This is a genomic window from Vibrio sp. AND4, assembly GCF_000171815.1.
GTDB lineage: Bacteria > Pseudomonadota > Gammaproteobacteria > Enterobacterales > Vibrionaceae > Vibrio.
Genome location: NZ_ABGR01000017.1, coordinates 25,932 through 44,033 on the forward strand (window position 1 = coordinate 25,932; position 18,102 = coordinate 44,033).

Here is an 18,102-nt window from a genome sequence, read left to right on the forward strand (position 1 = left end):
AAGACTAGTAATAATAAAGAGGGAGTGAAAAAGCCATTGGGGGAAGGTTGATCTATTGTTAAGGCGCTCAAAAATGGCGCTACCCTTGGCGAGGATGACAGGGTTATCTATACTGAAAAACCTTTACCATCATACATATCGACCCCCCTTTGCCACGAGTACACTTGCTCACTATCACGCAGTTGGTAATCTAAACGAACCTTCAGCAGGGAGGCAGTGACGCTGTCAGGCTGAATGCTGATATTGGTGATTTCCACGCGAGGTTCATAACGTAACACGGTCTCATAAATCATTGTTTCTATCTCAGAGATGAGCGCACTATCGATATTGGCAAATAGGAATGAGTGTAAGTCATTGCCATAATTTTTGAATATTACCCGCTCCCCCGTGAGAGTGTGAAACAACACGTCCAAACTTTGCTCGACATTCTCTTGCAAAGATGACGTCATTTCTACGCCATCTAATGAAAATTTTATTGGAAAACACCAACTTAGGTTGGATTGCTCAGTCATCATCATCTCCTGTTAGGATGGTTTCTTCATATTAATTTCCGTGCCGGTAATTTCGACAGAATCTTCGCCAGTAATATTAATTTCTCGAGGGCTTGCAATGTCAATTTCTGTGCCGTAAATATTAACTTCTTGAGGGCTGTCAATTAAAATTTCTGTATCGCTAACCTCTAGGCGTTGTTCTCCTGATTTAAGCAAGAGATTTTTATCATTGGTGTTCAGCAGCATTTCCAATTCGGCGCCCGCTTGAGTCAATTTCCAACCTTTATGAGCGTCACCCGGTTTGAGGGCTGATGTATTAATTGGGTTATGCAGTGAACCTAAAATAACCGGATAGCATGGGTTGTCTTCAATGAAACCGAGAATGACCTCGTCCCCTTGTTCTGGGTAGCAATACATGCCACTTCCTTTACTAGCATAGGGCATAGAAAATCTTGCCCATAGTTTGTTTTTCTGTTTATCGGCATTGAGCGCAGGAATATGTACGCCAATTCGATCGAATGACTTACTATCACTTTCATATTTAGCAACGGTTGCCAAATGAATACCATTGATGCTCGGTAATGGGCTTAATGTGTTGCTAAGACCTTCACTACCGAAAGTGATTCGCGTTGTCCACTCTGCTGATGTGATGGTATGTGACACCGAGGTCACAATGGCACTGCCATCGATGCTAGTACCAAACTCAGAAAACTTGACGGTATCCCCGAGTTTATATTTTGTAGTGCCTTGTATTTCGACGCTGCCCTGTACTTGTGAAAGAGAAAGATGAGCCATGACACTATCAGCCCATGCTTTGATTTCTCTTTTATCTTTCGGCACGCTGTAATGAGTCGACCAATTTGTCGGATCCAGTACCCGCTGCGCACTTACTTTGAGCGCTTTATCGCCAAGCAGTGGAACCGACGCTTTTTGGGTCTGTAACTTTTGTTTTTTGATGTCCCATGAAGACATTTCTAATGCATCTGGCTGATCCATCGATGTGAATGCCCAACTTGCACTGTAAATCTTGTCTCCGCTATCAGCAGATAACTGGTGATCGGGTGTCTGGGTTTTAAGTTGTGGAGTGATAACCTCAATATTGTCTGGATTAGCAATCATCCACACACCATTGGCATCAAGGCAACTGCGAATAAAATGCCAATCGCTACAGCGAAACTGTACTTTTTGTTCATGACGAACTTGTTGCGTTTTTTTCTTCGCGTCACCTAAATAACGAATCGTGCCAACATTAAAATTATGGCAAAGTTTCGAGATGATTTGGCTATCATTCTGATCCAAAAAAACTTGAGAGTGGTTGGTATTGTCTAAGCGACAAAGAGGATGCTGTAACTCAAGATTTAAGACTTCATCACCTTTGGCAACCTCCAGACCGTAGGCAGTAATGATGCCTTTAAAAATTAATTCAGGGTTTCTCTTGCCCGAATACACTTTCACTTCTTCTCCAATCTGGCAATCCGCCACTTCAGAGATATTTTTCAGACTCTCTCGTCCGATCCCAGGCCTACATAGTTGTAATTTTGCCTTGGGGATCCCGTTAATTTGTTGTGTGCTAGATATACCCGCAAGGCTAAGTTGTTTTAATGGCTTACCTTTGACAACGATGTTAAACAAGCCATCCTCATCAGTCTCATCCTGATTCTCTTCTTTGCGCGGCAACTTGGGGTCTTCAATTAAAGTGAGCTGAACCTCTGCCCTTAAGGGCGTACCGTCACGAGCAAAAGAGGTATAATCAATGGCGAAATCTTGTACCCTCCCTGAAAATAGTTGACCATTCCCTATGGATAACTGGCCCCAACTCACCGCCAGAAAACGTGGGGATAGTGTTGTTTTATCTAACTGGTAGCAAAGGGCTTTCAATTGTTTTATTTGCTCTGCTATACCATTTTTATTTCCGGACATCTTGGCATCCATGACCAAGGCTAAACTCAGCGTACCAGCATGACTTTGACAGAAAGTATTACTCTTTATCTCACTACAATAATCATCAACACGATACTCATTGTGATAAGATAAAGTTAGCGTGTCTGGGTTGTACAAAACATCTAGGTCTCCGACCCGCTGACCTTGGGCTCGTTCCCTTTCCCTGTACGCTACGATTTTAAGTTTTGCCAGCTTTTTACTTTTAGATAACATGCATTTAACCTCTTGTTTTGGTGCCATTCTCCCCATTTAATTTATTCATCTTTTTGACAACGTTGCCTAAAAACACATTTCCATTGATTTGAAGCTGAAATGGAAAGTCTAAATAAGATACTCATGCTCAATCATTCTTCATTCCCCACAAACGTCACATGGTGAATAAAGAATCGCGAGAACAATGGTAGAACGAAAAATGGAGGGGTTCGGAATTTTTATTAACTAAGTTGAGCGCTTTGTAATGCAAAGCTCGAGTCTTCAATAAGATTTAATCTAACTTCAGCCCTTAGAGGGGTGCCATCTCTCTCAAAGGCGGTAAATGTCACAATGAAATCTTTTACTCTGCCCTTGTAGTCACGCTGCTCACCTTCACCCATAACAAGCCGTCCCCAATGAACGGATAAATAGAGCGGCTCTCCTGTCTCATTATCTGGGGTATAACACAGTGTCTTTAAGTCGCTGAGCCGCTTTCTTAACGGGATTTTATTCCCCGGCATTCTTGCATCAAACACCAAGACCAAACTGAGATCACTTGGCTGAACGCTATCATAACGATTACTTTTGGCGTCACTATTTAAAAAAGCATTAGATTGATACTTGGTTCGATATGAAAAAGACATCGAGTCGGGGTTAAACATGGCTTCTATTTTCCCCATGGGCCTGCGTTTCCGCTCTCGGTCTTGATACCCCTTTATGTTTAATTTGCTTAAAGTTTCCATGGTTCTCTCCGGTGTGCCTGTCTCACCTCTTCCTTAACCTGCTTGCGAATCAGGTCCAAAATACGTCGCTCTTCGTGCTTGATCCGCGAAGTGCTGCGGTGAGATGGCGCATCAGGTACGCAAGCTTGAATCACTAACTCCCTGATCTCAATGGTCATAGTTTTGCTCCCAAGATGCGCATATTTTGATAGCGTAACTCTAATCGGTTGATCAAAGTCGTATTTGAATTTGCATCCAGATCACCCACTTGCCAACTCACGGGCAGCGCCTTACTGATTGTCCAGGACGTTAACGGTATATTGTGGTTATTCAGCAGCAGAATAACCACATCAGCATACGATACCGTTTCGCCGCGTAAAATACGCTCAAACTGGACCGTTAAGGGCGTTGGGAGCATGACTCCGCGCTCCAGCACCAAAGAGCCGTGTTCAATTTTATCGGCCAAATGGTAATTGCGAACATTCTCTCCGCCTTGGCTTAGCGGTGTGGTTTTTAAAGTGCGGGAAAGTCCCGATATACTCTGAAATGAAATATCTAATGGGCTTGGGATGCCCTTAAACATAAAACAGGTTGCAAATCGGTGAGACACCGAAGGAGTAAATACCTCATTGATAAAATCCATTGATGGTTACCTAAATAGTAAATGGGTCAAAATATCAGCGAGAACTCAAATCAAAAACAAGATTTAATTCGATAAATTCTGCTGGCAATACTGGTGATAACAGAATCGACATACGCATCTGTCCATCCAAGATATCATCTTGAGTCATGGTTTCTCCCAGCCCAATTTTCACTTGATAAGCCTGCGATTCGTTTTCTCCAGCCAAAGCACCTTGATACCAAAGATCATATAACCAGTTATCGACCAAACCTTTTAACCGGCTCCAAGTGAACTCATTGTTCGGCTCAAATAAAAACTGTTGCCCCAATCGGCCCAATTGTTGCTCACAGTATGAAAGCAACCTGCGAACCTGGACGTATCGTGAGGCAGGATCAGTACCATTAGAGAGGGTACGGCAGCCCCAAACTTTCGTGCCCCGATCAGGAAAGGTAACAATCGGGTTTATCACTCTTCCATCTGGCTGGTCATAGGGGTTGGTAATGGGAGCAGAGAGCTCTAAGACTTGTGCCAATTCGATATTGGCTGGCGCGCACCAAATGCCTTTGCTTTGGTCAACGTGCTGAAATACAGCACATACCGCTGCTGAGGGTGGCACATCGACAGGGTTGTCATTTTCATCGACATAGGTCGTCTTTAGGTATGGCCAATAGGCGGCACCATAATTGTCACCGACCAAGTCTTTACCTAATAGCGTTTGCACTTGCGCAAACACCTTCGGGGCATCTAAAACCGTAAATAAGCCAGAGCGAACTTGACACAAGGTAAGTAAGGTATTCCAAGCTTGAAGGTAATCATCGACATCTTCAAAGTGGCAAATGTCGGGAAAAGCCAATAGCGTAATGCGCTCTTCTACCTCCAACTTAGTGGTTAATGTATCAAAAGCGTCGCTAATAGCAGGCCAACTGAGCGGGTCTGGAATACGCCCTAGCGAGAAGACAAAGGCAGCCTGACCGCCGTTATCAAAAAAATGTTTCATCGAATGTTGAAAATTTGACGTTTCTGGCGGTACGTCACCAGTGAAAAATGTCTCATCAAAGTCATCAAATGAGGTAATTTCGACTAACTTGCCATGACTCTTATCTGTATATCCAATAAATAGTGGCAATGCTGTTAACGGTTCATCTTGGTAACCGTTGAGCGAGTTATAAATACTCACATTAGCTTGTTGATTGTTCAAATTTAACCTCTTGTTATTCACAAGTGGGAAGACAAGAGAGAGGAAACTCAGTTTCCTCTCAAGGTTGACACTAAGCGTTACTGCTCAATATCTTGAGTAAACTGCAAAATAATAAACTCAGCAGGGCGAACCGCCGCCATACCAACTCTGACAATCAATTCGCCGTCGTCGATTTGTGCCTGGTTCATCGTTTGATTCAGACCCACTTCCACAAAGAAAGCCTCTTCTGGTTTTGTGCCTTGCAACGCACCACTTTTCCATAACTTAGTGAGGTAATTCGTTACCGCTGCACGAATAGCTTCCCAAGTTGGTTGGCTGTTCGGCTCAAACATTGCCACTTTCATCGCATCTTTGATGTCTTTCTCTGCGCTATTGAATAAGCGACGGACAGGAATATAACGCCATTGTGGAGTGTTATTCGTAGTGCGAGCGCCCCAGATAGTTGGTGCACTGGTACCAAATTGACGGATCATGTTCAGTGCATTTTCACTCTTGGTGTACAGACCTTGCAGGCTATCAGAGACGCCAAATTGAGGCATGATGCCAACTAGTGGCATATTTGCTGGTGCTTTCCATACCCCAATCGTGCGGTCATTCCTACAATAGGCACCGGCAACAGCGACACTTGGAGGAATCGCCTCTCCAGTTGCTGTTGCGGTTAGCCAAGGGTAGTAATATGCAGCATACTCAGATGCGGGATCCGGCGCAAAACCATTCGTATCGGCAGCCGATAAGTCCTCGTTCGGGCCGTCGAGAATAGCGAATAGATTGCGACCAAGACCAAGTAACCCAGCCAAGCCTTCAATCGTCGTACCAGCTTCGACCAGCAGAGTAATACGGTTGAGCTGAGGCACCTTTGCTTCGAATTTTGTTGAATCAATCAGATAACAAGCACCGCCACCATTATTAAAATAGACACGCATGTACGTATCAAAAGCAATGTGAGCATCTGTAGTTTTGTCTCTGCAAGCCAGATAGTCCATGTAGTTTTCGATGTAGTAATAGTCTTTTTCTGTCGCCACAAACGAACTGGTTAGCGTCGTTGAATCAATGGCAAAAGCAGGGACGGCTGTACTGCTTTGTGACACAGATAGGCTAAGATTGTTGACCTCTTCGATATAAACGCCTGGGTATTCAGTATTAATAGTCATTATGGATCCTTTATTAGTGGGCGATAGCGACAACACTGTCTGCAATCAAGGTAAGTTCTTGCACCGCAATATCGTTGCTCGTCGCGTCAAAAGAAGGTGCGCTCAGGCTGGTAGGAAAAGCGTTCACTACACTCCAAGAGGCCAGTAGTTCACTGCCCGTTTCGTCGGTCAAACTGATCATCAGGTCGCGTTTTTCAACGGCATTAAGAGAAACAGTGTTGATCCAATCATAAAGGCCGTTCTTACCTCTGAAGAGACCTTGAGACAAAGTGATCGTTGTCTGTGTTGGCTGACCAGGCATGTGGTATACACTGCCAATGCCATCTTTATACGTAATTGAATCATATGAAATATCTAAGCCAGAAACCGATTTAAAAGGGACTTTTTCATCGCCTATAGATACAACAAAGCGATAATTCGGAATCGGATACTCTGCCGCAATAGTCTCGGCTGGTGTGTTGGACATAATGTCTCCTTAGGTAGTCAAAATTGACAGGGTTGAAAAGTTTTGGGGATGTTTGATTACTGGTTTAAAACTAAAACAGGAATCCACACGATGGCTTGAGACAAAAGGCTCAAGCTTTGATGCAGATGACGACTTTGGTTTGCAGTAAGTTACGCGTTCACTGTACTTCCTACCTAAACAACAAAGGGGGGGAAGTTTACAAATGGGGGAATAAAAAGCCGTAAGGTGGTAGCAGTAAAATAGGGGGCGCAAGCTAGCACAAATTGTTGTGAATAACTTAGCTCCCCGTTGATGTGGTTAGTTAGGCAATCAAGCAGAAACACAACTAGGTTATGGTTAACCACCCTTGCCCTTTAAAGGACAACTTTTAGACAAGGGCACAATTAAGAAAAGCCGCTATGAAAATAGCTCGCTGACTTTTTTTATCGGGAGCTCATACATGCTACCCGTCGTATACCTTGGGGTCACCAGTTTTAGCTTGAGAGTTGTAGAATCAACAATGACTTTGTTATACCACTCAGCTAGGACAAGGGAATCATTATTTTGTTTATCTCCCGTGGTAAAAGTGAACTGTGTTCGATTGGGTTCAGCACCATTCAAGGTTACATTTGTACCATATATGCCCATATACATCGTTGATAACGAATGAATATAGGCCCTAGTGAAAACCCCGCTCCCAGCACCATTAATAGAGCGAAAAAATATCATAATATGCGCATTGCCAGCGTAATGAGTCGCTCCATACATTTTAGCTAACGTTATCTTCCAAACTTTGTCCGCGATATTGTTGGTAATTTCATTATAGTTAACATCTAACTGATTAGAACCGGCAGTAAGCCCTTGGCCTGCCAACTCATTTGATACTCTTTCATAGTTGACATTTAGCTGATTAGAGTAGGCAGTAAGCCCTTGGCCTGCCAACTCATTTGACACACTTTCATAGTTAAAGCTTAACTGACCGCTATTGAGGTCGAAGCTAGAATCATCAACAGATCTCACTTGCCCGGCTAATGAAATTAGATTATGGAAATCTGTTTGCGTTGGCACTTTTCCGGCTGCGAAGTTTAGCTTTAACGCTGCAGGATCAATCGAGTTACCAAAACGTGACTGTTGATATGTATCGCTATATGTCATTATTCACCCCTAACAATAAAGTTGATGCGGTTATTTACTTAATTAACGGAATAAAGCTGATCAATGTTGCTAAGTATGCACGATAGACTCCATTGGAATCATGTGGCGGAAAGACTATCGTGCATATTGGATGCGAGGAGGTAGCATCTGCTCAAAGGCTAGGTTGACGCTGATAGCTTTCTAAAGCTAATTTTAAACATCTGATTTTTTCCTCCTCGTTGGTTTGAGTCAGCATTGCATGCCCAAGACTGATATTATCATCACAAGGGGACAAAACACTTTTGGGCAACATCGCCTGACTCAACCTTAGATTCTCAATTAACGGTTCTGGGATAGTGGCAATCTGACCAGAAGAGCGTAAAAAGTATGAAATCCCCTCAATGTTGTCGAATTTAGAGAAGCTGAATTTAGTACAGTCAAATTGTATAAACATATAATTTGAGAATAGAGATTTTGTTTGCTTGCGAAACTTACCGGGTCTATCTTTTCTCGCCTTATAATAAGTCATTATCGGGTTAAATACTTCAACCCCAAAACTATTTAAAAATCGAATTAAAACGTCGCGTCTGGAATTCTTAACGTTACAATAAACAAGATACCAATTCTTCATTACTTTATACCAAGCGTATCGCCAATATTAATTCAGTCTTTTAATTCATTGTGTTTTTTAAACACAAAGCTTCGCCAAAATTATACCCAGCGGTATAATTTAAATGGATTTGAATAATGACTTTTAAATATAGGCCCAGTATACCTGTCATGCTGAATGACAGGGCCGAGGAAGGCGGCAATATATTGCAGATACGGGGAATCGAGGACCTGTCATGCTTTCCAAGATCCTTAAAAATCTTCATTTTTAGCTGCTAAATGCGAACTTCTTCACATTGCATTATTGATGACACTATCAGCACTTAATGGCTATCTCTATGATTATCAAAAATAATTGGCCATTGTTTATATATTAAGACAGGTAAAACAAGCAAATGAAATACATTAATTCACCTACAATTCGTTTTACTTATATTACCCATATAAAATAGGTAATATTTTTGTTTTTACGCTGTAACTATTGATATCAATAATATTGAAAAAAGTCTGAATTTCATTTTATACTAGTGACAAAGGTTGATATTATCAGCTTAGGTATATCGGGGGTGGTTCCTTGATAGCAACAGTACCTCGTCAGAAACCAAGTCCACCTACAGGCTTGGTTTTTTTCGTATCATATTCCATTGACATTAAAAATTAACCTTATATTATAATTTCGTTTTGGAATTTACCGGCCAAATCTAATCATGTAGGAGCAACATATGAATAACCTTAATAATGAAAATGTTAAGGCTCACCTGAAAAGCAGTCGAACTACAAACACAGAAAAAAATAACTGGCGAGTTAAAATAGATTTAAAATGGACTCGTGGTGCTTGTACTATAACAACTGATTTATTAGGTAAGCGTTATGACTTCAACGACTAGTAACACATTAACCCTCATTACTCACCATCACCAATTAACAGATCTTATACTGAAGTCAGCAGATATCCCACGCGAGATAAAGTCCCTACTGATCGGTATATCCAGTTTTTATAATTTGCGAAATGACAATGCGTTCCCAACCAGAAAGTTACTCTCTGAACGTACAGGTTACTCGGCTAATTACATTACTCACCTCATTGCTAAAGCTGTGAAGCATGGCTATTTGAAAGTCACCCCTCAGTTTAGGCAAGTTGAAGGCGAAAAAGGCCCACGTCAAACGTCTAACATTTACAATATAGTGCTTAGCAAGCTAGGTGGGTTTTATAGCAAAACAAAAGCCGCTATGAACATAGCATGTCGAAAAAGAAACAAAGAAAAATCCATTCATCAAGAAAAAGTACAAAGTCGGATAGACTTTGTCGATTCAACTCTCAAGCAGGCTAACCCCAGCCAAACGAATAAATCACTAACCTTTAAAGATTACGACCAAGTAGAATAGCCCGTTTTATTATTTAATCTCGTTAGCTCGGGAGGACGACGCCTGCCTGTCTGATAATTCACTCAAATATATATATCCCCCTATTATACCGCGCCACCCACATTTATTTAATTCAGTGATACTACACAATGTTCATATTCCACATCACTCAATTTGCCCCTCCCCCTACCGATTTTTTCAGAGGAGACCCTAAACATAGGGGCTAGGAACCGGTAACACTTTCCTTTAACAAACAAAAGAATAAAGTAATAGAATAATAAAATAACAATATCGCAAAATACCCTGATTTGACTGTGGGTAACTTTCGCGAGGTACGAGTGAACAGTTATCCATACTCAAATCCGACAAGCGTAGCGCGTCAGTCTCATCCCCAAGTCTCACTTGATCGATCCTTAAAACATTTAAAAATAGAGACTCAGTGACCAGAGCTCATTTAACCATGGGTGATATTCCGCTTGCTCACCCTTCGACTGGCTGCGCCAGCTTCGGGATTGCGCCGAGCGGTGTTTACTTTTTGTCTTTTTCTATCTTGAGTATTTAAAATGAGACTAATTAAAATTGAACGGCACATTAATTTAATTTACAGTTGACAAATATATAATTAAAGGATCTATCTTTATGAAATCTATTTCGAAATTATTGTGTACATCTCCAAACCAAGACTTATTGACTGGTCATGAAGAAGATTCGAATACTTCACGTAAAAGCGTTAAAAATGTTAATCTTCTTCCTGGCAAAGCCAAGTCTATACGCGGTTTTTTTTCTAACAAAAAAGCCGCGAAAAACCCAATAGATGAATTACAACTAAGTACGCGGAATTTTTTAAAAAATAACTCGTTAACAACAGGTTACTTGGAACAGGATCTGCCTATCTATTTCAACTCGGTCATGGAAAATAAATATCAAATATCGACAACACCAAATCCAGGTGGCACTCAAATCGAAGCTTTTTATCTTCCTGTCGTTAGAGAAGACACCATTAACATCAATGATCATATAGGCGTGGATCTTGGTAAAACTGAGGGTAACTTGCTTGTCACCCCTTTGCTTACCGGGTGTTCGATGGCAATCAAGAAACACCAAGGAAAGACACACATTTCTCATTTCCAACCTTTTAGTGAAAAAGGTGAAAACTTCGACGCTCAAGCACACAAAACATTAAATAGTCGGCTTATTCAATCTGGTTACAAGGTGTACGGCCCGAATGATTACGATGGTAAAATGTCAACATTCATAGGTGTTCGCAACGGTGGAAATTGGTCTTTTTTTGCACAGGAAAAAGATGGGACAAATCTGAAAGTCAAAAAACTTTGGTGAAACGGTGCATTTCATCCAAAGGACAAGGCGTGCCATTGGATAAAAAGAGGCGCATTGATAGAGAACATTATCGAGGGCTATCAATGCGTTGAGAAGGCATAGCTTGGCTGTTTAGGTATCCGTTAAGCGCCTTCCACAAATACACCTACAGTCCAACCGCTCATGACTCCAGCACTTTATACACGGTTGTCCGGCTGCACCCGAGAGCTTTACTGATCGCATGTTTGTTCATCCCTTGCTCCCAGAGCTCCTGTATGCGCTTATGTAAGGTCTTATCAGGAAATCGGCCGAGGTGCCTGCCTTGTGCTTTTGCCCTCTCCCTCCCCTCATTGCAGCGCTGTAAGATACGTTTTCTTTCCATTTCTGCGAAGGCGGAAATGGTGGTGTAGATAACGCGGCCAACATCGCTATTAATGTCAACATTGCCGAGATCGTGAAAGACCAGGCCCGCACCTTTTGCCGCCAATGCATCGGCAATTTGTAACGCATCAATGGTATTACGCGCTAAGCGGTCCACTTTCATCACGTGAATCGTGTCGCCCTCACGAGAAAACTCGAGCATGGCATTTAACTGGTCGCGCTCCGCGCTTTTTCCGCTGGCGTTCTCTTGAAAGATTTTTTCACAGCCGAGCTGTTTGAGTTGTTCGACCTGAATATGGAGTGACTGATCGCTTGAGCTGACCCTTGCATAGCCAATAAGCATGATTTGCCCCTTAAACTGTCCACTTAGATAGTGTAACTATAAAGTACATGACCATTTAATTTCAATAGGACATAATGCACAGTGATTACGATCCTTTGTCTGGGTGTCCTGAAAGTACACCTTTTTGAACAATGGACCAATCGTTCACTTCAATCTATTCGCATGAATCGAACGATTGGTTTATAATGGCAAAAAAAGGAGCGCATTATGCAATCGTTAACGGCAAATACCGCAAAAACAAAATTTGGTGACTTATTGATGAAAGTACAGCGAGAGCCTGTGCAAATCAGTAAAAATGGTTCGCCTGTGGCTGTGATGATGTCATGTGAGGAATACGAAGAACTTGAGGCGTTAAAACTGGCGATGGTGACGTCACGTTTTGAGCAGGCGCAGCGCGATATCGTGAATGACGATCTCGTCGATGGTGAGACCTTCATGAAGGAATTGGATTTAGGCAAGTTTGACTGATGGCACAATACAAACTTTCTCCAGCCGCGCAAACGGACCTTATTGATATTCGCCGTTATACGCTCGAAAATTGGGGGGACGCGCAGTGGCGTCATTATTTTGCGGAGCTTAAGCAATCCATGACGTTGTTGGCCAATAATGAATTGATTGGGATTGATATGCCAGAGCTGGGTGCTGGGTATTGTCGGTTTCCGTTAAAGCATCATGTGATCTACTACATAAAAAAACCAGACTGCATCGTTATCGCCGCCGTCTTAGGTCGAAATATGTCTCCCGCTAAGCACTTTCAGCGACCGTCTTAGCTTTGCCGCCCGCAGGTTTGGTGCTTCTGCACTTGATGGTTTAAGTCTTAATGTCTCTGCGCTTAACGTAATCCCGCAGTGTGCTTGGGGCTTCATCAATCAGTTTGGCGGTAGGGCGGATCCCAAGCCCCATCGCTAGGTATTTCTCGATTTGCTCACGTTTGGCATCGAGCTTGAGTCTCTCAGCCTGCCCTTTCGGTCTTCCTAAGGCCATTCCGGCTTTTTTTCTCGCCGCTAATGCCTCTTTGGTTCGCATCGAAATAAACTCTCGTTCGATTTCCGCTGCCAGGCCAAGCACAGTTGCCGTGATCTTTGCCTGAATCGAGCCATCGAGCTGCATGTTTTGCTTCGCGATGTAGACATTAATGCCTTTGGCCATGCAGATCTCTAACACCTCCAGAACCTGGAGTGTAGAACGGGCAATCCGACTGACCTCAGCGAAAATCAGCTTATCACCGGACGCCATCCCACCAATGAGCTCACCAAGTTTGCGCTCATGCCATTTCTTTTTGCCCGTGACGATATCTTCGATAAAGCATAAATTCACTATCCCAACACGATGACAATATTCGTAGATGCCGTGTTTTTGGTTAGCAACATCTTGAGCATCGGTCGATACTCGAAGGTAGGCAAAATTGGGCATGATAAACATCCTTGTTATCGACTATGATTCGTTTCTTGCTACTCTTTCCATGCATGAGAAGCAACGCTTCTATTCAAACCTTTGAACTCGATCGATAAAATCTGCACGTTGTCCCCACAGATCGATATTTTTCAGTTTACCTGATCGCAGCTGCTTCAACCTTTGTTAACAATCCCGGTTTGATTTTATATTGTGTTGTTTGTTTTTTGGGCAACGGTAACGGCGCAATGAGGATGAATCAATCTGCTCCTTATCAAGCACGTCTTTAAAACAATATCTGTGATCACAGATATCGACATGGACAACACCACCATCGCAGTGTGAAGCGCATCAAACCTATGTACTTCCTTGGCTAACACTGCGCTTGGTGCGGTCCAATTCAAGAGTGTTTTGCTCATGACTGAATGTTGGGTGGTAGGTTCAGAGTCACTGGCGACATTTTGTTATACGCGCTACCAGCGGTCACTTCGTTAGCGCGCACCATATGAGTGATTGTGTTGTAAGTTTGGGAAAATCAAACCAACGAACGAGGCTTGTATATTGGGGAAACCCTTGCAAGGTACGAAGCAACGCAATGGCGAGGAACGGTGAGAAGTGGGGCGGAGCAGCCCGTAATCCTCGCATGTATCTAGTGCTCTCGGAGATACACGGTTGAAGTGTTTATACTCGGCTCCGGTCGGCATCTTCACGGTTCACCCTACAGAGTTTTCTTTAAAGCTCTTTAGGGTGAGTGTGTTCGGAATCCATATTTTCCTCTCACCAGACAACATCTCTTGCCAAATCGAACCTGCCATTGATAGTGACACCCAACTGCATCACCTTCGCTTAATCCCTCACGTCCCAATCCATTCGATGTAAACCTTGCTCGCAATCTGCTGCCGGTCTAAACGCCGTTTCAAGCACCGTCTCAAACGCGATCACACGAAATTAACCCTCGTTATTTCCGTGCCCCTTGACTGATGGTCATGGTTCCAATACCCCATCTCGTTATTTACCCCTTACCTTTGGCTAAAATTTTTCCGCACTGCGCGGTTTTAACAGCGGAACCTTGCCCCCTGCTTGCGATTGAAAACGGTTGTATTTTTGAGATGATAAACAACTCAATTACATTTTCATTCAGACTCACACGCAAGCCTCGCCCTTGCACTTTTATTGTTGTGCCGAGTTCGTATTCTGTTTAATCAAGGATGGAGCACAATGCGATTTTTGAAACTCAGGACCGATCACAACCGAATGCGTAAAGACGGCACACGTTATGTGACCCCACTGATTGTGGATTCACCGCGGCGTTTTGCACCGAGTCGTGATCGAAAAGAAACCAGCTTGCGGCGAAAAAAATGTCAGCTGATCACAGGCGCACACGATTCAGGAAAAAGCCGCTGGCTCACGCGCCTGAAAGATCAGCGGCATGAAATTTGGGGGAAAAAACCACAACCTGTTTTGCTTGAAGCTCTGATGCCGCTTTCCTGTTGGGTGGAAGTGAAAGGGATAGACAACTGGTACCAAGCGCGGCAAGAAGAGGGCGAGAGCCACCTGCCATGGGGCAAGCTCAACTTACAGCTTAAGGCCGACCTACTGGCTGACTATTTATTGGAAACCCAGTGCTTACTTTTTATCGATGACGCGCACAAGTTGACTGGACGCAAAGCGCAAATCGCACGCAAGTGTCTGATGTCTGCAAAGCTGTGGCTGATGACGTGCAGTGAGGAAGGCCGGCTGCCCCCTTCCATTCGACCGATTGTCGAACGGCGTGAGCCACAACGCATCAATTTAGAAAGTGACGTCAGCTACGACACGACCAAAGCACTGGTTTGGTTAATGGTCGCACTTTGTGTTGTTGCCGGGGCGTGGGAAGCGGGGGCCGTGATAGGTGGATTGCAGATGTTGGGAAGTGGGCGGAGGTCAACACGTGCCGATTAAGTATGGTCTTTTGGTGTTATGTCCCCTGCTCTGCTCAGCGGTTTATGGCAATGATTGGGGCATCGCGACGCCATGGCAGGAGCCGACAGCGCCGCCACCGGAGATCAAACCGTTCGAACTCCCCACATTGAAAGGCGAGGCGCCCCACTACAACACCCCGACTCCTGCGTTGAAGCCTGCACCTAAGATTGACCCAGATACCATTTTTCACACCGTGCTCAACTGTTACCCAGAGAAGAGTAAATTTAAACTCGACCTAAACCTGGTCGCGGGAGTACGCACCAATCTCGATGAATACAACAGCGATGATTGGCCTGACATATCTGAGCACTATGTGGGGATTGTCGGTAAAATGCCGCTCTATTCGACCACCGAGCAATCACGAGAACGGCAATGGGAATACCAGCGCAGAACGGCCACCGCAACGTCAGTCGCCTCCTTCACCCAAGCATTGGCTGACAGAAACTACGCCTACCGGTTGATGGGGCTTTACTTATCACTCGAAGCGCGATCACAACAACGGGTGGCCAAAGGCGTGGCGAACGTGACCGAGCAAGTCGCACTGCTCGAAAAAGTCGCCAGCTCGCATCGAGATGTGCTGGCTCATGAAGCCAACCTCGTCGAACACCGCTTAGCATTGGTCGCACTGTGTGAGAGTTCGTACAGCGACAGCGTGAACCAATATTTGCAAAAGCTGGCCTACCTTCCCCCACACGCTAAGCCAAAGATAACGCCATGAAGTGGCTCAACCACGGGCTGATTGCTGGGGCGATTTGTGCAGTGATTTCCCCGCCACATGTGCCGATCTGTATTGCTGGCTCGACGGCGCCAGATTGGATGGAATTTGTGGCCAAAGGACTCGGGCGCAACATCAAACATCGCGGGCCGACTCACATCTTTACCCATTGGCTGATGATCACCTTGGTCTTCACTTTGGTTTGGGACTACCAAGGTATCGGGATGGCGTTCGCCTGGGGCGGGATTAGCCACATACTCACTGACGCAATGACGGTATCTGGGGTGCCTTTCTCTCCCTACAGTGACCGACGCTTTCATCTATTTGGCGGACGATTTAGAACCGGGGATCCGGTTGAATACGCCATTTCTGCTGGGGTCGTGATTGCGTGTATTATTCTCTCTCATGTCACAGGTGGACAAGGCTTTGCCCCATTCTTTTTTGACTGGGCGGGCATGTATGAGCGTGGGTTAATCGATGCTTTAGAGTGGAAAACCCACCGATTTAGGTTGATTTAGATGACGAATTAGGTGTCATTATTCAGGCTGAATATTGACAAGTGTTGGGAACGGACGACGTAGTGGTGGGTTACTGCCTAAGGTCTACGATAGCGTAGGCATCGCGCCTCAAGACTCACCTAAAATACCAGGTTACGCCGCCATGCCGAAGGGCAGGTTAAGGTAGGCCCTTTCACTTTTGCTGAACCATACCGCTCTAGGTAACTTAATATACTGCTTTCCCTCTAGCTCATTAAGAAGCCAATTTTTCAATGACGAACGCCGTTAACCTGCCTTTTATTTGGCGATATTCAGACTCGTTGGCCCCGAACGAACCCAAATTTTTAAGATCATGTTTAAGGGTAATGATCTGATTATACCTCGATTGCCCCTTTATCTCTGCGAAGAAATCAACAGGGTTCTTTGCAAGCTGCAACAGAGTAATATCGGAAGTCGTTAAGGCTGGTGCAATCTCGTCAAAATTCGCATCATTTTCAACACCTTCCTTAAAATAACTCTCAAGAATCCAAGAGACGATTATTTTCGCCTCTTTCTCCCTAGCCGAGGAAGCCTGTCCAAATGATCCGGTGCCATCTTTTGCTACTTTAGTTATAAAACCAGGGAGACGCGAAACAGTATAGCCAGTCGCTGTAATCGCCGCAAAGAAAGGAGCCCAAGGCCCTGAGGCTAATGAAGCAGCGGCCCCCGCTAACAAACCAGCTTGTCTTGCGCCTTTTCTTCCTAATCTCGTTCCTAATATCCATTTCACATCGGCTGGTATATCAGCCCGAAAGGTACAGACTTGTCTTTTGATTGTACCCGCGATTTTTCCTGCATTCGATGCACCGTGAGCTGCCGTCATACCAGATCCGATAACTGACGAAGCGACCTCACTGCCTGCGCTACCAAAAAAGGTTGCCGCGACATCAGTGGTGTTTTTGGATAGGTTTATACTTTGATTTGTGATGGCCACCGCTGTCTCTCCCAGAATCTTATGATTTGGGGCATCACTTGTAATTTCATCTACAAAGATTCTAAGGTTTTTTACAAGTAGCAAAATATCAGCGGCACCTCCTACAGCACCATTGCATGGAAGATAAAGATTGGCTATTCCATTTAAATCCTCTTTTAACTCGCTCCAAGCATACGGAGATAACTCATTAAGCGCGTTAGCCACATTTAAAGGAACACTCAGTGGCGGTGATCCTGGATCGGAATTATCAAAATTCCCGGCAATATCTGTAATAATATCTAGTATTTTTTCTAGTTTCTCTTGGTTAAATTTCGGCATTGTTGGGCAGCGACTTGCATTGTAAATATCTTCCTCCTGCATCTGTTTTGGTTTAGTCATTACTTCAGGAATGTATGAATAAGGCATAAGTGGTGACCTCATGATTAAGTTTATGTGAGTGGTATAATTAAAATTGGAAGTACGGAAAGCACAATGGCATTCCGCGATGAAAGTGGTCAACTTGCTCTGCCATGCTCCCGCAGGGCAAGTTGTCTTGGTTCATATATATTTGGTGTCAATTTTTGATTTTGAGAAACTCAATCTTCAAATTGCTGCCGCGTCCATCAACTGAGTGATGTTTGCTGAACCAAGCATGTCGAGGTTGCTGGGTATA

The 18,102-nt window shown here is 44.0% G+C and carries 21 protein-coding genes; 8 read left to right on the forward strand and 13 right to left on the reverse strand.

The window, feature by feature from the left end; genetic code table 11:
• Positions 1-107 precede the first annotated feature (107 nt).
• The 10 genes from AND4_RS14420 to AND4_RS14460 all read right to left on the reverse strand — a co-directional run bounded on the left by AND4_RS14420 (position 108) and on the right by AND4_RS14460 (position 8,527).
• Entirely contained in the window at positions 108-449 is a 342-nt protein-coding gene (locus AND4_RS14420) for a GPW/gp25 family protein (protein WP_186004054.1), read from the reverse strand.
• 75 nt (positions 450-524) lie between these two features.
• On the reverse strand, positions 525-2,672 hold the full coding sequence (locus AND4_RS14425; RefSeq protein ID WP_043991708.1) for a phage baseplate assembly protein V: 2,148 nt from the start codon (positions 2,670-2,672) through the stop codon (positions 525-527).
• A 194-nt stretch (positions 2,673-2,866) separates the two neighbouring features.
• Positions 2,867-3,367, reverse strand: a complete 501-nt coding sequence (locus AND4_RS14430; RefSeq protein ID WP_009843711.1) for a hypothetical protein — start codon at positions 3,365-3,367, stop codon at positions 2,867-2,869.
• A complete protein-coding gene (locus tag AND4_RS20285) occupies positions 3,355-3,525 on the reverse strand; it encodes a DUF5908 family protein (protein ID WP_009843712.1) in 171 nt (56 codons plus the stop codon). The genes AND4_RS14430 and AND4_RS20285 overlap by 13 nt, the downstream gene beginning before the upstream one ends.
• The gene (locus tag AND4_RS14435; RefSeq protein ID WP_009843713.1) at positions 3,522-3,989 is read right to left on the reverse strand and encodes a phage tail protein; all 468 of its coding nucleotides are present in this window, start codon (positions 3,987-3,989) and stop codon (positions 3,522-3,524) included. Before AND4_RS14435 ends, AND4_RS20285 begins: the two co-directional genes overlap by 4 nt.
• 34 nt (positions 3,990-4,023) lie before the next feature.
• Entirely contained in the window at positions 4,024-5,166 is a 1,143-nt protein-coding gene (locus AND4_RS14440; protein ID WP_009843714.1) for a phage tail sheath C-terminal domain-containing protein, read from the reverse strand.
• A 77-nt stretch (positions 5,167-5,243) separates the two neighbouring features.
• On the reverse strand, positions 5,244-6,317 hold the full coding sequence (locus tag AND4_RS14445) for a phage tail sheath C-terminal domain-containing protein (protein ID WP_009843715.1): 1,074 nt from the start codon (positions 6,315-6,317) through the stop codon (positions 5,244-5,246).
• Between the two features lie 13 nt (positions 6,318-6,330).
• Entirely contained in the window at positions 6,331-6,783 is a 453-nt protein-coding gene (locus AND4_RS14450) for a phage tail protein (RefSeq protein WP_009843716.1), read from the reverse strand.
• A gap of 396 nt (positions 6,784-7,179) precedes the next feature.
• Positions 7,180-7,917 (reverse strand): hypothetical protein, encoded by a 738-nt coding sequence (locus AND4_RS14455; RefSeq protein WP_009843717.1) that lies wholly within the window; start codon positions 7,915-7,917, stop codon positions 7,180-7,182.
• Positions 7,918-8,068: 151 nt separating this feature from the next.
• Positions 8,069-8,527 (reverse strand): transcription termination/antitermination NusG family protein, encoded by a 459-nt coding sequence (locus tag AND4_RS14460; protein WP_009843718.1) that lies wholly within the window; start codon positions 8,525-8,527, stop codon positions 8,069-8,071.
• A 700-nt stretch (positions 8,528-9,227) separates the two neighbouring features.
• Between AND4_RS14460 and AND4_RS20290 the strand changes: the two genes are divergently transcribed.
• The 3 genes from AND4_RS20290 (at position 9,228) to AND4_RS14470 (ending at position 11,208) form a co-directional block, all read left to right on the forward strand.
• Complete coding sequence (locus AND4_RS20290) at positions 9,228-9,392, forward strand: hypothetical protein (RefSeq protein ID WP_009843719.1); 165 nt, start codon at positions 9,228-9,230, stop codon at positions 9,390-9,392.
• Positions 9,376-9,891 carry a hypothetical protein gene (locus AND4_RS14465; RefSeq protein WP_009843720.1) on the forward strand — a complete coding sequence of 172 codons (516 nt, stop codon included), beginning with the start codon at positions 9,376-9,378 and terminating at the stop codon, positions 9,889-9,891. Before AND4_RS20290 ends, AND4_RS14465 begins: the two co-directional genes overlap by 17 nt.
• Before the next feature lie 618 nt (positions 9,892-10,509).
• The gene (locus tag AND4_RS14470) at positions 10,510-11,208 is read left to right on the forward strand and encodes a hypothetical protein (protein ID WP_009843721.1); all 699 of its coding nucleotides are present in this window, start codon (positions 10,510-10,512) and stop codon (positions 11,206-11,208) included.
• Positions 11,209-11,368: 160 nt separating this feature from the next.
• Here AND4_RS14470 and AND4_RS14475 read toward each other — a convergent pair whose 3' ends face one another.
• The gene (locus tag AND4_RS14475; RefSeq protein ID WP_009843722.1) at positions 11,369-11,911 is read right to left on the reverse strand and encodes a recombinase family protein; all 543 of its coding nucleotides are present in this window, start codon (positions 11,909-11,911) and stop codon (positions 11,369-11,371) included.
• Positions 11,912-12,118: 207 nt separating this feature from the next.
• Between AND4_RS14475 and AND4_RS14480 the strand changes: the two genes are divergently transcribed.
• Complete coding sequence (locus tag AND4_RS14480; RefSeq protein WP_009843723.1) at positions 12,119-12,379, forward strand: type II toxin-antitoxin system Phd/YefM family antitoxin; 261 nt, start codon at positions 12,119-12,121, stop codon at positions 12,377-12,379.
• Positions 12,379-12,681 (forward strand): type II toxin-antitoxin system RelE/ParE family toxin, encoded by a 303-nt coding sequence (locus AND4_RS14485; RefSeq protein WP_009843724.1) that lies wholly within the window; start codon positions 12,379-12,381, stop codon positions 12,679-12,681. The genes AND4_RS14480 and AND4_RS14485 overlap by 1 nt, the downstream gene beginning before the upstream one ends.
• A gap of 40 nt (positions 12,682-12,721) precedes the next feature.
• Here AND4_RS14485 and AND4_RS14490 read toward each other — a convergent pair whose 3' ends face one another.
• Positions 12,722-13,324 (reverse strand): recombinase family protein, encoded by a 603-nt coding sequence (locus AND4_RS14490; RefSeq protein WP_009843725.1) that lies wholly within the window; start codon positions 13,322-13,324, stop codon positions 12,722-12,724.
• A gap of 1,197 nt (positions 13,325-14,521) precedes the next feature.
• Here AND4_RS14490 and AND4_RS14495 point away from each other — a divergent pair.
• Genes AND4_RS14495 through AND4_RS14505 form a run of 3 tightly spaced genes read left to right on the forward strand, consistent with a single transcriptional unit; the run spans position 14,522 to position 16,498 of the window.
• Positions 14,522-15,244: a hypothetical protein gene (locus tag AND4_RS14495; protein WP_009843726.1), complete on the forward strand. Its 723-nt coding sequence runs from the start codon at positions 14,522-14,524 to the stop codon at positions 15,242-15,244.
• Entirely contained in the window at positions 15,234-15,983 is a 750-nt protein-coding gene (locus AND4_RS14500; protein ID WP_009843727.1) for a hypothetical protein, read from the forward strand. The genes AND4_RS14495 and AND4_RS14500 overlap by 11 nt, the downstream gene beginning before the upstream one ends.
• On the forward strand, positions 15,980-16,498 hold the full coding sequence (locus AND4_RS14505; RefSeq protein ID WP_009843728.1) for a metal-dependent hydrolase: 519 nt from the start codon (positions 15,980-15,982) through the stop codon (positions 16,496-16,498). Before AND4_RS14500 ends, AND4_RS14505 begins: the two co-directional genes overlap by 4 nt.
• A 232-nt stretch (positions 16,499-16,730) precedes the next feature.
• Here the strand turns inward: AND4_RS14505 and AND4_RS14510 are convergent, their stop codons facing one another.
• Positions 16,731-17,855: a hypothetical protein gene (locus AND4_RS14510; RefSeq protein WP_009843729.1), complete on the reverse strand. Its 1,125-nt coding sequence runs from the start codon at positions 17,853-17,855 to the stop codon at positions 16,731-16,733.
• Positions 17,856-18,102 lie beyond the last annotated feature (247 nt).

Excerpts from the sequence above, each read along its gene's own strand:
- AND4_RS14450 (WP_009843716.1), bottom strand. The coding sequence starts at position 6,783 with ATGTCCAACACACCAGCCGAGACTATTGCGGCAGAGTATCCGATTCCG.
- AND4_RS14430 (WP_009843711.1), bottom strand. The coding sequence starts at position 3,367 with ATGGAAACTTTAAGCAAATTAAACATAAAGGGGTATCAAGACCGAGAG.
- AND4_RS14435 (WP_009843713.1), bottom strand. The coding sequence starts at position 3,989 with ATGGATTTTATCAATGAGGTATTTACTCCTTCGGTGTCTCACCGATTT.
- AND4_RS20285 (WP_009843712.1), bottom strand. The coding sequence starts at position 3,525 with ATGACCATTGAGATCAGGGAGTTAGTGATTCAAGCTTGCGTACCTGAT.
- AND4_RS14445 (WP_009843715.1), bottom strand. The coding sequence starts at position 6,317 with ATGACTATTAATACTGAATACCCAGGCGTTTATATCGAAGAGGTCAAC.
- AND4_RS14420 (WP_186004054.1), bottom strand. The coding sequence starts at position 449 with ATGACGTCATCTTTGCAAGAGAATGTCGAGCAAAGTTTGGACGTGTTG.
- AND4_RS14480 (WP_009843723.1), top strand. The coding sequence starts at position 12,119 with ATGCAATCGTTAACGGCAAATACCGCAAAAACAAAATTTGGTGACTTA.
- AND4_RS14455 (WP_009843717.1), bottom strand. The coding sequence starts at position 7,917 with ATGACATATAGCGATACATATCAACAGTCACGTTTTGGTAACTCGATT.
- AND4_RS20290 (WP_009843719.1), top strand. The coding sequence starts at position 9,228 with ATGAATAACCTTAATAATGAAAATGTTAAGGCTCACCTGAAAAGCAGT.
- AND4_RS14510 (WP_009843729.1), bottom strand. The coding sequence starts at position 17,855 with ATGCCTTATTCATACATTCCTGAAGTAATGACTAAACCAAAACAGATG.
- AND4_RS14465 (WP_009843720.1), top strand. The coding sequence starts at position 9,376 with ATGACTTCAACGACTAGTAACACATTAACCCTCATTACTCACCATCAC.
- AND4_RS14460 (WP_009843718.1), bottom strand. The coding sequence starts at position 8,527 with ATGAAGAATTGGTATCTTGTTTATTGTAACGTTAAGAATTCCAGACGC.
- AND4_RS14485 (WP_009843724.1), top strand. The coding sequence starts at position 12,379 with ATGGCACAATACAAACTTTCTCCAGCCGCGCAAACGGACCTTATTGAT.
- AND4_RS14425 (WP_043991708.1), bottom strand. The coding sequence starts at position 2,672 with ATGGCACCAAAACAAGAGGTTAAATGCATGTTATCTAAAAGTAAAAAG.
- AND4_RS14505 (WP_009843728.1), top strand. The coding sequence starts at position 15,980 with ATGAAGTGGCTCAACCACGGGCTGATTGCTGGGGCGATTTGTGCAGTG.
- AND4_RS14475 (WP_009843722.1), bottom strand. The coding sequence starts at position 11,911 with ATGCTTATTGGCTATGCAAGGGTCAGCTCAAGCGATCAGTCACTCCAT.
- AND4_RS14490 (WP_009843725.1), bottom strand. The coding sequence starts at position 13,324 with ATGCCCAATTTTGCCTACCTTCGAGTATCGACCGATGCTCAAGATGTT.
- AND4_RS14470 (WP_009843721.1), top strand. The coding sequence starts at position 10,510 with ATGAAATCTATTTCGAAATTATTGTGTACATCTCCAAACCAAGACTTA.
- AND4_RS14495 (WP_009843726.1), top strand. The coding sequence starts at position 14,522 with ATGCGATTTTTGAAACTCAGGACCGATCACAACCGAATGCGTAAAGAC.